The 12697-nt window shown below is 71.4% G+C and carries 14 protein-coding genes; 9 read left to right on the top strand and 5 right to left on the bottom strand.

The genetic code is table 11. From position 1 onward, the window contains the following. Window positions 1-57 precede the first annotated feature (57 nt). Complete coding sequence (locus KV102_RS06970; protein WP_220342819.1) at window positions 58-492, bottom strand: hypothetical protein; 435 nt, start codon at window positions 490-492, stop codon at window positions 58-60. Between the two features lie 155 nt (window positions 493-647). Between KV102_RS06970 and paaZ the strand changes: the two genes are divergently transcribed. From paaZ to KV102_RS06955, 3 genes are all read left to right on the top strand, one after another. Next, complete coding sequence (gene paaZ, locus KV102_RS06965) at window positions 648-2684, top strand: phenylacetic acid degradation bifunctional protein PaaZ (protein WP_220345714.1); 2037 nt, start codon at window positions 648-650, stop codon at window positions 2682-2684. A gap of 130 nt (window positions 2685-2814) precedes the next feature. After that, window positions 2815-4311, top strand: coding sequence for a VCBS repeat-containing protein (locus tag KV102_RS06960; RefSeq protein WP_220342814.1), 1497 nt, complete (start codon window positions 2815-2817; stop codon window positions 4309-4311). A gap of 143 nt (window positions 4312-4454) precedes the next feature. Beyond that, window positions 4455-5612 carry a serine hydrolase gene (locus KV102_RS06955; protein ID WP_220345713.1) on the top strand — a complete coding sequence of 386 codons (1158 nt, stop codon included), beginning with the start codon at window positions 4455-4457 and terminating at the stop codon, window positions 5610-5612. 3 nt (window positions 5613-5615) lie between these two features. Here KV102_RS06955 and paaK read toward each other — a convergent pair whose 3' ends face one another. After that, on the bottom strand, window positions 5616-6920 hold the full coding sequence (paaK, locus tag KV102_RS06950; protein ID WP_220345712.1) for a phenylacetate--CoA ligase PaaK: 1305 nt from the start codon (window positions 6918-6920) through the stop codon (window positions 5616-5618). Window positions 6921-7009: 89 nt separating this feature from the next. Here paaK and KV102_RS06945 point away from each other — a divergent pair, with 89 nt between their 5' ends. Then, window positions 7010-7420, top strand: coding sequence for a VOC family protein (locus tag KV102_RS06945; RefSeq protein WP_220342809.1), 411 nt, complete (start codon window positions 7010-7012; stop codon window positions 7418-7420). A gap of 8 nt (window positions 7421-7428) precedes the next feature. Here the strand turns inward: KV102_RS06945 and KV102_RS06940 are convergent, their stop codons facing one another. Together KV102_RS06940 and KV102_RS06935 are read right to left on the bottom strand one after the other, a co-directional pair. Next, entirely contained in the window at window positions 7429-7803 is a 375-nt protein-coding gene (locus KV102_RS06940; RefSeq protein WP_220345711.1) for a DUF1330 domain-containing protein, read from the bottom strand. Window positions 7804-7839: 36 nt separating this feature from the next. Beyond that, window positions 7840-8868, bottom strand: coding sequence for an HNH endonuclease family protein (locus KV102_RS06935; RefSeq protein ID WP_220342805.1), 1029 nt, complete (start codon window positions 8866-8868; stop codon window positions 7840-7842). 66 nt (window positions 8869-8934) lie between these two features. Here KV102_RS06935 and KV102_RS06930 point away from each other — a divergent pair, with 66 nt between their 5' ends. From KV102_RS06930 to KV102_RS06920, 3 genes are all read left to right on the top strand, one after another. Further along, window positions 8935-9351, top strand: coding sequence for a CoA-binding protein (locus KV102_RS06930; protein ID WP_220345710.1), 417 nt, complete (start codon window positions 8935-8937; stop codon window positions 9349-9351). Beyond that, window positions 9348-9797 (top strand): alternative ribosome rescue aminoacyl-tRNA hydrolase ArfB, encoded by a 450-nt coding sequence (gene arfB, locus KV102_RS06925; protein WP_301021662.1) that lies wholly within the window; start codon window positions 9348-9350, stop codon window positions 9795-9797. The genes KV102_RS06930 and arfB overlap by 4 nt, the downstream gene beginning before the upstream one ends. A gap of 74 nt (window positions 9798-9871) precedes the next feature. Next, window positions 9872-10528 carry a hypothetical protein gene (locus tag KV102_RS06920; protein WP_220342799.1) on the top strand — a complete coding sequence of 219 codons (657 nt, stop codon included), beginning with the start codon at window positions 9872-9874 and terminating at the stop codon, window positions 10526-10528. 9 nt (window positions 10529-10537) lie between these two features. Here KV102_RS06920 and KV102_RS06915 read toward each other — a convergent pair whose 3' ends face one another. Beyond that, window positions 10538-11173, bottom strand: a complete 636-nt coding sequence (locus KV102_RS06915; RefSeq protein WP_220345708.1) for an HAD-IA family hydrolase — start codon at window positions 11171-11173, stop codon at window positions 10538-10540. Between the two features lie 77 nt (window positions 11174-11250). On the opposite strand from KV102_RS06915, the gene KV102_RS06910 reads away from it, so the two are divergent. Beyond that, window positions 11251-12099, top strand: a complete 849-nt coding sequence (locus KV102_RS06910) for an alpha/beta fold hydrolase (RefSeq protein ID WP_220345707.1) — start codon at window positions 11251-11253, stop codon at window positions 12097-12099. Beyond that, complete coding sequence (locus KV102_RS06905; RefSeq protein ID WP_220345706.1) at window positions 12092-12682, top strand: TetR/AcrR family transcriptional regulator; 591 nt, start codon at window positions 12092-12094, stop codon at window positions 12680-12682. Before KV102_RS06910 ends, KV102_RS06905 begins: the two co-directional genes overlap by 8 nt. Window positions 12683-12697: the final 15 nt, after the last annotated feature.

Below are 12697 nucleotides of genomic sequence, written 5' to 3'. Positions count from 1 at the left end.
ACCGTCGCCGTGAAGGCAATCCCCGCCGGGAGGCGGCGCCCGTTCTGGGCCTGTCGGTCAGTCGGCGAGAACGTTGCGGACGACCGTCTCGTCCTTCAGGAGCGCTCTCGCGACAGGTCCCGACAGCTTCCAGTACGCCACGCCGGCGACAACGAGGACACCCGCCCCGATGACACGGACCACATCGCTCAGCGAGTTGGGCGCCGGCGACGTCACGTCGAGCACGACGAAGAGGAGGAATCCGAGGAAGAAAAGGGCATACACGCCCTTGGACAGCACCGAGTGCATCCGAACGTGACCGGCAAGAAGCGCCCAGACCGAGCCAACCTGCAGCATCGGCGCGAGTGCCGCCACCACCAGCACGGCGGGCCACGGTCGACCGAGCACCACCGTGACGACAAGCAGCGACATGAAGAGGAGACCAAACTCGTCGACAAGGACGCTCTGCGCCTCCCGAGCCTCGTCCTCGCTGATCGTGACCTCGCCTGACATCCGCTCTCCGATCGTCCCACTGCCACCTCGCGTCCCGGGAAGGTAGCACTGCCAGCGCGCGCGCGGGCCTGATGCAAGAACGACAGACATTTACTGACCGATCGTTCTGCAATAGCGTGGACCGAAGACCGCGCCGACGACGTCGAGGGGGACACGTGAGCACGCTGCTGGAGAGCTACACCGCAGGCCGTTGGTACGCCGCACCGGACGAGGGCCGCCCACTCCTCGACGCCTCGACCGGTGAGGTCGTCGCGACGATCTCGAGCACCGGTCTCGACCTCGGCGCCATGGTCGCGTACGCCCGCGAGGTCGGCGGTCCCGCGCTCCGCAGCCTCACGTTCCACGAGCGGGCCGGGATCCTCAAGGCTCTGGCGAAGCACCTGGGCGCCGGCAAGGACGAGCTCTACCGGCTGTCGGCGTGCGCCGGCGCCACCGAGCGTGACGCGATGGTCGACGTCGACGGCGGCATCGGCACCCTCTTCTCCTACGCGAGCAAGGGCACGCGCGAGCTGCCCAACGACACGATCGTCCTCGACGGTCGGCCGGAACCCCTCGGGAAGGGCGGGACCTTCGTCGGACAACACGTCTTCACGTCGCGTCCCGGCGTCGCGGTCCAGATCAACGCCTTCAACTTCCCGGCGTGGGGGATGCTCGAGAAGCTCGCCCCCGCCTTCCTCGCGGGGCTCCCCACGATCGTGAAGCCGGCCAGCCCCACCGCGTACGTCGCCGAGGCCCTCGTGCGCCGGGTCATCGAGTCCGGCCTCCTGCCCGACGGCACCCTCCAGCTCGTCGCCGGCAGCGCAGGGACGCTCCTCGACGAGCTCGGCCCGCAGGACTCGGTCGCCTTCACCGGCTCCGCGCACACGGCGAACGTGCTGCGAGCCCACCCGTCGGTCGCCACCGGCGGCGTACGGCTCGGCGTCGAGGCCGACTCCCTGAACTGCTCCATCCTGGGCCCCGACGTCACCGCCGACGACCCCGAGCTCGACCTCTTCGTGAAGGGCGTCGTCACCGAGATGACGGTCAAGGCGGGCCAGAAGTGCACCGCGATCCGCCGCGTCCTCGTCCCGGCAGGCATGGCCGACACGGTGGTCGACGCGATCGCCGCACGCCTCGCGCGGGTCACGGTCGGCGACCCTCGCGATGCCGGTGTCCGCATGGGCCCGCTCGCGAGCCTCGCCCAGCGCGACGAGGTCCGCAAGGCCGTCGAGGCGCTGCGCAGCTCCGCGGAGATCGTCTACGGCGACCCGGACCGCGTGGAGGGCGTCGACGGCGACGCTGAGCGCGGCGCCTTCATGGCGCCGGTGCTGCTGCGGGCGCGAGATGGCGCGACCGAGCCGCACGACGTCGAGCCGTTCGGTCCGGTGAGCACGGTGCTCACCTACGACGGCCTCGACGACGCGATCGCGCTGGCGGCCCGCGGTCGCGGGAGCCTGGTGGGCTCGCTCGTGACCCACGACCCCGCCGTGGCGCGCACGCTCACCCTCGGGCTCACGCCGTGGCACGGCCGCATCCTCGTCCTCGACCGCGACGACGCCGCCGAGTCGACCGGTCACGGCTCACCGCTCCCGGTCCTCGTCCACGGCGGGCCCGGCCGGGCCGGTGGGGGCGAGGAGCTGGGTGGCATCCGCAGCGTCCTCCACCACATGCAGCGCACGGCCGTCCAGGCCTCGCCGGACATGCTCACCGCGATCACCGGCCGCTGGACGCCGGGGTCCGACCGCCGGGAGGCCTCGGTCCACCCGTTCCGCAAGAGCCTGGCCGACCTGCGCGTCGGCGACACGATCGCCTCGGAGCCACGGACGGTGACGCGGGAGGACATCGACGCGTTCGCGGCACTCACCGGCGACACGTTCTATGCCCACACCGACGAGGAGGCCGCGGCGGCGAACCCGCTCTTCGGCGGCATCGTGGCGCACGGCTATCTCCTGGTGTCGCTCGCCGCCGGTCTCTTCGTCGACCCTGACCCAGGGCCGGTGCTGGCCAACTTCGGCGTCGACAACCTGCGTTTCCTCACCCCGGTCAAGGCCGACGACGCGATCGCGGTGACGCTCACCGTCAAGGAGATCACCCCGCGCACGACGGCCGACTACGGCGAGGTTCGGTGGGACGCACAGGTGACGAACCGCCACAGCGAGCCGGTCGCGACGTACGACGTCCTGACGCTGGTCGCGAAGACCTGGGACGCCTGACAGCACCTGCTCCTTCTCGATCTTCCGTGACAACGGGTCTCGACGGGGCGCGCCTCTGTGTGCGACAGTTCACGGCAGATCGAAACGGTGTTCCATTAATGGGAACAGCGATCACCGAGGAGCAGCGCCCATGCGTACCCCCGCACGTACGACCGCGACCGCCGTAGCGCTGGTGACGACGTCCGTCGCCGTGGTGGCGGCCAGTCTCTCGCCGGCGATGGCCGAGCCGCCCGAGTTCACCCGCACCCTCGTCACCGAGGACGCCGTCGGCCCGGCCTTCACCGCCGTCGGCGACGTGGTCGGTGACCCGCGCCCGGAGCTGGTGTCGACCACCTATGGGGCTCTCACCATGCAAGGACCGGCCGCACTCCCCGAGCCGGGCAGCGTCACGCTCTACACGAACGCCGGCCGCCGGCGCGGCGGAGGCGTCGACACCTGGAAGACCACTCCGGTGATCGAGCCGTCCGACGGGATCATCTTCCCGAGCGAGCCGACGCTCGCCGACGTCGACGGAGACGGTGACGTCGACGTCATCCAGCCCGCGGGCTACTTCTGGGACAGCGGCATGGGATTCAGCCGCGGCTCGCTGACCTGGTGGGAGAACCGCGACACCCCGCGCAGCGTCCGTGAGGTCCTCGCGCTCGCGAAGTGCGTCGTCGCCTCCCGTGGCGCCTCGCAGCTCAAGGAGTGCCGCGCCCGGCTGCGCGACTGGAAGCGTCACGACATCCTCACCGACAGCCCGTTCGCCTATCACGACCTCCAGCACGTGGACTTCGACGGCGACGGACGCAAGGATCTCGTCACGGTCGGCGAACAGGGCTTCAACGCCTCCGACACGACCGACGACGTCGTCGCGCTGCAGTTCTTCAAGGGCGACGGCAAGGGCAGGTTCGCCGCTCCCGTCACCCTGGCCGACCGCGGCGGAAGCAGCCCGGTGGTCACCGACGTCGACGGAGACGGTGACCTCGACGTCGCGTCGGCGCAGTACTTCGGGGTGAGCCCTGCGGTGCTCGGGCCGCCCACCGGCGAGGCGTCGTTCGTCTGGTTCGAGCGGGTCGGCGACGCCGCCGACGGCCTCACCGCGTCCGACTTCGTGATGCACGAGATCAGCCGCGGGCAGGGACCGTCGTTCAGCATCCACCGCGTCGAGAACCTGTTCGGCGACGGGACCGATCGCTGGGTCGGCGTGAACCACACGAACACGACGCCCGGCAACCCCGGGCCCCCGGTGTTCCTCCGCGCCAAGCCCGACGTCTTCCTCATGACCCCGGGAGCCGACCCCCGCACCCCCTGGACGGTTGCTCCGCTGGCCGCCGGCGTCGACCCGGGCGCCGACTTCACGGCGAGCCCACGCCCGGGGCAGGCGGCGCCCGGCAAGACGGGATTCGGCGACATCGACGGCGACGGCGACCTCGACCTCGCGGTGTCCGGCGACGGGGCGTTCCGCCTCTACTGGCTCGAGCAGACGGCCCCGGGCACCTTCCAGCAGCACGTGCTGCCCGAGTCGGAAGGCTGGGGGCAGGCCGGCGGCGCCAAGATCGCCGACCTCGACCGCGACGGCACCAACGACATCACGTTCTCGAGCTTCGAGAACAACAAGATCGGGATCTGGAGCCCGACGTCCTGATCCACGTCTGACTCCGTGATCCCGCCGTGGCGGGCCGTCGATCCCGACGGCCCGCCCTTCGGCGTCCGGCCGTGGGGTGTCGGCGCCGATGAGTTCGGCGTCCCGAGCCGGTCGGTGCTGCGACCGTCCGAGAAGGGAACCCCGTGGACCTCCAGACCCGCATCACCGAAGCCGTCCGTCCTCACGTCGAACGCGAGGACCCGCCCGGGCTCGCGTGGCTGGTCGCCCGCGGCGAGGAGGTCGCGCTCGGTGCACACGGGTCGTACGGACCGGACGACCCGACCCCCGTCCGTACCGACACCGTCTTTCGGATCTCCTCGGTCACCAAGCCCGTCGTGGCGGTGGCCGCGCTCACGCTGATCGACGACGGCACCCTCGACCTCGACGCCCCCGTCGAGCGCTGGCTCCCAGAGCTGGCCGACCGCCAGGTGCTGCGCGACCCGGCCGGGCCGCTCGACGACACCGTGCCCGCGCGGCGCTCGATCACGGTTCGCGACGTGCTCGAGCTGCGGCTCGGGATCGGTCTCGACTTCACCGGACCGTTCCCTGGGCCTGTCCTGTCCGCGCTGGGAGCACTCGGGCTCCAGTCCGGACCGCCTGCCCCACAGGCGAACCCCGATCCGGACACGTGGATGCGGGCCGTCGGCTCCGTCCCGCTGTCGTACCAGCCGGGCGAGCGGTGGCTCTACCACTCGGGGAGCGAGGTGCTGGGGGTTCTCGTCGCGCGCGCCGCGAGGGCGCCGTTGCCCGACGTCCTCGGCGCTCGGGTCCTCGAGCCGTGCGGGATGACGCGCACCGGCTTCGACGTCGGTCCCGGGGAGATCGGGACGCTGGGGCCGCTCTGGCTCCCGTCCCAAGCAGGTGCGCCGGCGGTGCCGTACGACGGGAGCGACGGTCAGTGGTCGCGACCGCCGGCCTTCCCCAACGCCGGTGACGGGCTGGTCTCGACCGTGACGGACCTGTACGCGCTTGCGCGGATGCTCCGCGCAGGCGGAGTGGCCGACGACGGGAGCCGCGTGGTGTCCACCGAGGTGCTGGCCGAGGCGGTCCGCCCGCGCGTCGGCAGGATCGAAGCCGACGAAACCTCGGGGTGGGGGCTCGGCTTCGGGGTGAAGACGACCGACCTCCCCGACGGCCGCCGTGCGGGGGCGTACGGCTGGGACGGCGGGCTGGGGTCGACGTTCTGGGTCGACCCTGCCGCCGACGTCGTGGGCATCCTGCTCGTCAACCAGATGTGGTCCTCGCCCGAGCCGACCGCGGTGTTCGAGGACTTCTGGAGGGCGGCGTGGCACGCCCGGTGATCCTCAGCGGTCGCGGCGCCGGTCCACGACTCGACGCATCTTGCCCACCGAGCGCTCGATCGTGTCGGGAGCCACGACCCTCATCTCGACGCTCACGCCGATGGTGTCCTTCACCTGAGAACGGACGCGTTCACCGGCACCGTACGCCGCGTCGCTCGCCACCCCGTGGCGGTGCTCGACGACGACTGTCATCACATCCATGCGCCCGTCGCGTCCAAGGACGCACTGGAAGTGCGGCGACAGCTCGGCCGTCCGAAGGAGAAGCTCCTCGATCTGCGTCGGGAAGACGTTCACCCCGCGGAGGATGATCATGTCGTCGCTGCGCCCCGTGATCTTCTCGATCCGCCGCATGGTCCGAGCCGTCCCCGGGAGGAGCCGCGTCAGGTCACGGGTGCGGTAGCGCAGGACCGGCATCGCCTCTCGGGTCAGGGAGGTCAGCACGAGCTCTCCCTCCTCGCCGTCGGGAAGGACCTCGTCGGTGAACGGGTCGACGATCTCGGGATAGAAGTGGTCCTCCCACACGTGGAGCCCGTCCTGGGTCTCGGCACACTCCATCGCCACCCCGGGACCGATCACCTCGGACAGCCCGTAGATGTCGACGGCCGTCAGGCCGAGGATCTCCTCGAGCTCGCGGCGCATCTCGTCGGTCCACGGCTCGGCACCGAAGATGCCGACCTCCAAGGACGTCGCCCGGGGATCGACGCCCTGACGGACCATCTCGTCCACGATCGCGAGCATGTACGAGGGAGTCACCATGATGATCGTGGGCCGGAAGTCTTCGATCAGGCGGACCTGCCGCTCGGTCATCCCGCCGGAGACGGGGACGACGGTGCAACCGAGCCTCTCCGCCCCCGCGTGCGCGCCGAGCCCGCCGGTGAACAACCCGTAGCCGTACGCGTTGTGGAGGACGTTGCCGGGCCGGCCACCCGCGGCGTAGATGCTGCGTGCGACGACCGTGGCCCACACGTCGAGGTCACCGCGCGTGTAGCCCACGACGGTCGGTCGGCCCGTCGTCCCCGAGGAGGCGTGGATGCGGACGACATCCTCGCGGGGCACGGCGAACATCCCGAACGGGTAGTTGTCGCGCAGGTCGGCCTTCGTCGTGAACGGGACCCGGGCGAGGTCGTCCAGCGTGCGGATGTCGTCGGGATGAACGGCGGCCTCGGTGAGAGACGCGTGGTAGTGCGGCACGTGGTCGTAGCAGCGACGGATCGAGGTCTTCAGCCGCTCGAGCTGGAGGGCACGAAGCTCGTCGACGGACGCGGTCTCGATCGCCTCGAGGCCGCCACCTCGCGAGGTCGGAGTCATGTCGACAGCACAGCAGAGAGCGGAGGGGATGCCTACCCCTGTGGCCAAACCCGTTCGACCGTGAGCAGCGACGACACTACGGTCCTCGTATGTCTTGCCGCATCTCGCACACGAGCATCGACGCCCACGACGCCTACGCCCAGTCCGAGTGGTGGAAGCAGGTGCTGACCGGCTACACCGACGTGCCGGGCGATCCCAACGAGCCGGGCCACGACGAGTGCATGATCGTGCCGCCCAGCGACGGCAGCGCGGGAGCCGGACCGCTGCTCTTCATCGAGGTCCCCGAGGGCAAGGAAGTCAAGAACCGCATCCACCTGGACCTCCGACCGACCGACCGCACGCGCGACGAGGAGATCGAGCGCGTGCTGGCGCTCGGCGCGACCGCGCTCGACGACCTGCGCAAGCCCGACGGTGGAGGGTGGCTGGTCCTCGCCGACCCGGAGGGCAACGAGTTCTGCATCCTGCGCAGCGACGCCGAGATCGCGGCCGTGAACAGCTGACCTGAGGGTCAGGCGCGCGCGGGCCACTCCGCGGTCGCTTGGAGCACGGCCTCCTCGAGCGCGTCCGTACGCCACTGCGTGACCTTCTGGTAGTCCTCGTCGGCGACCATGCGGCTGAACGCCTCGCGCGAGGGATAGCGCACGAGCGCGACCGCGTCCCAGGCCTGCCCGTCCTCGGCGACCAGGGGAGTCGCCCCGTCGCCGGCGTACAGGACCTCACCGCCGTAGCGGGGGAGGAACGTCTCCTCGAGCGCCGCGGCGTACCTGGCGTACAGCTCGCGCCCACCCTCCCGGAAGCGCAGGAGGTTGAGCATGGTCACCGGACCCCCGGGGTCGTCGGCGAGGTAGCGCTTGAGGTCGGCACCGCGGGGATCGACAGCCATGCGCGCATCGTGGCACAGCCGCACCTGCCCGCGGGCTCAGCGTGGCGCGCGGAACCCCGCGGCCTGCGCGTCGGCCGCTGTGGCGAAGCACGCCTCGGGGACGGTGACCGCGTACGAGCGGCTGCCCGGCTCGTGGAAGATGCGTGCGCCGCCGCCGTCGGGGACGTTGCCCTTGATCGGCGCCTTCGCCGGGCACGACTTCCCCGTCGGCGCCACGCTCGGCCCCTTGGCCGCCGGTGGTGCGGCGCTCGTCGGGGCGCCCGCGTCTCCAGCGGTGCCTCCGGCGAACTTCGCGGCGTACGCCCACGTCGACGTCGGCAGCGGCTTCAGGTCGGCGGGCGTGCCGTCGACGCGTGTGCAGCCGTCGAGGATGCGGCTGATCGCGTCCTTCATCGGTTGCGTGACCCGCATCTCGTAGGCGGCGGCGACCCGGGTGAAACGCACGACGTAGGTGCAGCGGTAGGCCTTGTTGGGAGGGAGCCACGCGTCGGGGCCGGAGTCGGACTTGCTGGAGTTCGTCGGACCGTCGACCGCCATCAGGTTGATCGGGTCGTTGGCGAAGGTCACGCGCTTGCCCACCGGCCACTGCTGCGCACCGAGCTGCCAGCCGAGCGAGAGCGGCACGACGTGGTCGATCTGCACGGCGCTCGCGTCTTCTTTGCGGAACGTGATGGTGGTGCCGGTGTAGGGGTCCGCCAGGCGTCCACCGACGACGACGCACTTGTTGCGCTTGCTCACGTCCTGGAGGTCGCGGCTCAGGATGTTGTCGCGGGTGCCGCACCCGCTCCGGGTGACGTCGGCCCAGGCCTGACCGAAGCGTCCGACGCGGTCGTAGCCCGTCTTCGGAGCGCGACCGGCTACCTGGAGGCGGCCGAGCATCGCCCGCGCCTTGGTGACCTGGTCGGCAACCTGCTCCGCCGGCTTCCCGGCAGGGGGCGCCGCCGTGGTCGTCACCGCCTGGGCCGCCTGCTCGGTGCCGGTCTCCACCTCCACAGGGCCGCAGGCGGGAAGGACGAGGAGGGCCGCTGCAGCGGCCAGGAGGCGTCGCGCCGTACGTGAGGTCACAGAGGTGTTCTACACGTCGGCCCCGACCTCGGGCGAGGCGGTCACCCCGGCGCTAACGTCGACCTCATGGACAGTGACTGGCAGGACCCGGCCGCGATCTCGCTGATGCTCGACGAGCTCAAGACGTGGGCCGTGGTCGGGCTCTCCGGCGACCCCTCCCGTACCGCCTTCCAGGTGGCGAAGGTCATGCAGACGCGTGGCAAGCGCATCGTCCCCATCCACCCCGACGCACCCACGGTGCTGGGCGAGCAGGGCTACGCGACGCTGTCCGACGTGCCGTTCCCGATCGACGTCGTGGACGTCTTCCGGCGCTCGGAGGCAGCAGGACCCTTCGCGGACCAGGCGGTGGCCATCGGGGCGCGGGCCGTGTGGTTCCAGCTGGGTGTGATCGACGTGGCCGCGTTCGAGCGGACCCGGGCCGCGGGTCTCGCGATGGTGATGGACACCTGCCCGTTGATCGAGTGGGGAAGGCGGTCGGCGTGACCCCAGGGGTGGGCGGCCCTCTCGTCGTACCCCCGGGTCCCGGCATCCCCGGGGGGCTCGTGGTGCCCGAGCGCGAGATCGAGGAGCGGTTCTCGCGGTCGCCCGGGCCTGGCGGACAGTCGGTCAACACGACCGACAGCCGCGTCGAGGTCGTGTTCGACGCCGCGACGTCGGAGGTGCTGTCACCGCAGCAGCGCGACCGCCTGGTGTCGGTGATCGGGTCGAGCCGCATCAGCGTGACCGCGTCGGAGCACCGCTCGCAGCTGCGCAACCGCGTCGCCGCACGCGAACGCCTCGCCGAACGCCTGCGTACGGCCCTGGCGCCACCTCCGCGCCCGCGCGTCGCGACGAAGCCGACCCGCGGGTCGAAGCGCCGCCGGATCGAGGCCAAACGCCGCCGTGCACAGACGAAGTCGAACCGCGGGCGGGTCAGCGACGCCGACTGACGCTCGGTGCCGCGGGGACGTCCCGCGGAGCACGAGCCGCGCTGGCCGAAACCACCCGGCGATACCATCCGAGCATGACCGACGAGCAGCCCGAGAACCCTGGCCAGGACCGCTGGACCGACGAGGCGAAGGACGAGTTCGTCCGCGCCGCCGAAGCCCTCAGCTCCGCCCTGCGCACCCATGCCGTCGCGGTCGCCGCGGCGGGATCCGATGCCGACGTCCCCACCATCACCGCCGCCAAGGAGGCGCTCGCCGCGGCGCTCGAGGCGTACGACGAGGCGCAGTACGACTACAGCGGGACGTTCCCGCCCTTCGCGATCATCGAGGAGGACGGTGACGAGGAGGCCACGCACGACCACGACCACGACGGCAGCCCGCTCACCGGGCAGCGGGTGACGGGCGTGACGGTGCTCCAGCGCATGGACTACCGCATCACCGACCCGCAGGCGGTCGTCGCTGCCGGCAGCGTGGCGCAGAAGGCCTCGCCCGACGAGATCGACGGCCCGGTGACGGACCTCGGCGAGGCCCTCTATGCACTCGCGCACAGCAACGGCCTCGGCGGCTGGAGCGCGCTCGGCGAGACGGCCGGCATCGTGCCCGTCGCCCAGGTGACGCTCGCCGTCGCCAACGAGGGCCTCCTGCCGACCGACCCCGACGAGTGGCCCGAGGACTCGCTGTCGGTCGAGGAAGGCGAGCTGATCTTCCAGGAGGGCACGACCTGGGTCGAGTGACCCGGCAGATCACGTGTGCTGCGTGCCTGACGCTGTGCCGAGGAGCGGCGCCAGGGCACCGCGGAGATCGTCGATCTTCTGGTAGCGCAGGGCAGTCATCCCGACCTCGTGGGCTGCGGTGACGTTGGCGGTGGTGTCGTCGATGAACAAGCAGCGGTGGACCGGGGTGCCCACCCGTTCGGCGGCCAGGAAGTAGACGCGGGGGTCAGGCTTGATGTGGCCGACGCGAGAGGTGTTCACCACGGTGTCGGCGAGGTCGTCGAGCCCTTGCTGGACAAGGTCCCGCTCCAGCCGGGTGGTCGCGTTGGATACCAGGGCGACGGTCGCGACCGAGCGTGCCTGGCGGAGGAGGGACGCAACCTCGTGGTCGACGACGGGAACCAGGCCGGACCAGTCGTCGACCACGGCATGGGCGCGTTCGGTCGATCCGCAGACCTCCGCGAGGTCTGTGGCCACGAGTGAGCGCCAGTGCTCGTCGGTGATCGCTCCGGTGATCGCAGGGTGCAGGCGTGACGGGGCGAAGGCCACCTTCGCGAGTGTGCCCGCGGGAAGCCCGTGACTGGTGTCGATGTCGTCGGCAGCAGGCCAGTGTCGAAGCACGCCGTCGATGTCGCAGAGCACCGCGTCGTACGGGCGAACAGTCATGTGAGGACTCCTGGTGTGGTGGTTGCGGGCTGTCGTCGGCCTTGAAAGTTAATGACATTAGCCGTACGGTGAAGGGCATGAGCCATCTACCGTCAGAGACCCTTCATCACCTTGCCCTCCCCGAGGGTCGGATCACCTACACCGACTCCGGACACGGGCCGCTCGTCGTCCTCGTCCCCGGCATGGGTGACGTCAGAGCGACGTACGCGCTCCTCGTGCCCGTCCTCGTCGAGGCCGGCTACCGCGTCGTCGTCACCGACCTGCGCGGCCACGGCGACTCCGACACCGGCTTCCGCTCGAACGGCGACGCGGTCACCGCCTCCGACCTCGTCGCGCTCGTCGAGCACCTCGCGGCCGGCCCCGCGGTCCTGGTCGGCAGCTCGATGGGCGGGTCGGCCGCCCTCATCGCCGCGGCCGACCGGCCTGACCTGGTCAACGGTGTGGTCACTCTCGCCGGCTTCTACCGCGAGGCGGCGTCCCCGGCGGTGGCCGCCCTGCTGCGGCTCGTCTATCGCGCCGTCTTCGCGTGGCCGTGGGGCGGCGCCTTCTGGACGTGGTACGTCCGGTCGGCGCTGAGCAAGGGTCGCCCGACGCCAGGTCTCGACGAGCGGCTCGCGACGCTCCGCGCGACGTACCGCGACCGTGCGCGGCTGCGCTCGCTGCGTCGCCTCGCGGTCGCTCTCGACCACCGTCAGGCGGAGCGGCGCCTCTCCGACGTCCACACTCCCGTGCTCGCCGTTTTCGGCTCCGCCGACCCCGACTTCTCCGACGCCGCGGCCGAGCTCGCGTACGCCCGCGAGACGGTCGACGCCGACGGAGTCGTGCTCGAAGAGGTCGGTCACTATCCGCAGCTGCAGGCCGCCGACGAGGTCCTCGCGGTCCTGCTGCCGTTCCTCGCCTCCACCACCAGCGGCACCGATGCCTAGGGCCGGCCTCAACCGCGACCGGGTCGTCGCCATCGCGCTCGACGTGGTCGACGCCGGCGGCCGTACGGGGTTCGCCGACCTCACCCTCGCGTCCGTCGCGTCGGCCGCGGGCGTCTCGACGCCCAGCCTCTACAAGCACGTCGCGTCTCTCGCCGACCTGCGTCGGGAGGTAGGGGTGCACGCGGTGGGCGACCTCGTACGCCTCACGAGCCAGGCGACCGTCGGCCGCTCCGGGCCCGAGGCGATCCGGTCGCTCGGTCACGCCATGCGCGACTACGCCCGCGAGCACCCCGGCCGGTACGCCGCGGTGCAGGTCCCCGCGGACCCTGACGACCCGGCGGACGCCGCGCTCGCCCGCGCGGGCGGGGATGCGGTGGCGATCCTCGCGGCCGTCGTCCGCGGCGCCGGCGTCGCGGACGACCACCTCGTCGACGCCGTGCGCATCCTCCGGTCCGCCGTGCACGGATTCGTGAGCCTGGAGCTCGACCGGGGCTTCCGTCTCCCCGCCGACCTCGACGCGAGCTTCGACGCGCTGCTCGACGTGGTCGTCACCGGACTCTCCACCCTGGGCGCGACCCCCTAGCGGAACGCTGTTCCT

It is taken from the genome of Mumia sp. zg.B53, from assembly GCF_019550935.1.
Lineage (GTDB): Bacteria > Actinomycetota > Actinomycetes > Propionibacteriales > Nocardioidaceae > Mumia.
This window is presented reverse-complemented; position numbering and strand designations above follow the sequence as displayed.